Source organism: Bacillus sp. SIMBA_008, assembly GCF_046535495.1.
Lineage (GTDB): Bacteria > Bacillota > Bacilli > Bacillales > Bacillaceae > Bacillus > Bacillus subtilis.
This window is the reverse complement of the sequence record NZ_JAWRWL010000462.1, coordinates 1-272: the sequence shown is the minus strand read 5'-3', so window position 1 is coordinate 272 and position 272 is coordinate 1. Positions and strand designations below refer to the sequence as shown.

At 45.6% G+C, this 272-nt stretch carries 1 protein-coding gene; it reads left to right on the top strand.

The window, feature by feature from the left end; genetic code table 11:
- On the top strand, positions 1–272 hold a 272-nt coding region (locus SB658_RS24025), incomplete at both ends, for an adenine deaminase C-terminal domain-containing protein (RefSeq protein WP_410602852.1).

Genomic DNA, 272 nt, shown 5'->3' with positions numbered 1-272 from the left:
GGCGTTAAAAGAAGCAGGCGGCGGTTTGACTGTTGTGAAAGAAGGGCAGTCACTTCATACGCTGCCATTACCAATCTCTGGTTTGTTGTCAGATCAGCCGGCACATCTCGTCAATGAAAGCCTTCATACACTTCATGAAGCGCTAAAAGAAACTGGTTTTTCCTTAGACTTTAATCCGTTTTTGACGCTGTCCTTCTTGGCACTTCCAGTCATTCCTGATGTGAAAATGACGACAAAGGGCTTGTTTGATGTCAGAAGCTTTCAGCACCTCC